1 rRNA gene is annotated in these 387 nt (G+C 54.8%); it reads left to right on the forward strand.

The features are described 5' to 3' along the window. Nucleotides 1-53 precede the first annotated feature (53 nt). Nucleotides 54-387 (forward strand): 16S ribosomal RNA (locus tag DXK94_RS17860); the annotation flags it as partial.

Here is a 387-nt window from a genome sequence, read left to right on the forward strand (position 1 = left end):
CCTTTTGGTCCCGTTTTCCCGGGGCTGGGGGTTGTGTCTGTTTTTGTTTTACTTCAACGGAGAGTTTGATCCTGGCTCAGGATGAACGCTGGCGGCGTGCTTAACACATGCAAGTCGAACGATGATCCCCAGCTTGCTGGGGGGATTAGTGGCGAACGGGTGAGTAACACGTGAGTAACCTGCCCTTAACTCTGGGATAAGCCTGGGAAACTGGGTCTAATACCGGATATGACTGATCATCGCATGGTGGTTGGTGGAAAGCTTTTTGTGGTTTTGGATGGACTCGCGGCCTATCAGCTTGTTGGTGAGGTAATGGCTTACCAAGGCGACGACGGGTAGCCGGCCTGAGAGGGTGACCGGCCACACTGGGACTGAGACACGGCCCAG

It is taken from the genome of Arthrobacter sp. RT-1, from assembly GCF_003367205.1.
In the GTDB taxonomy this organism is placed as follows: Bacteria; Actinomycetota; Actinomycetes; order Actinomycetales; family Micrococcaceae; genus Arthrobacter.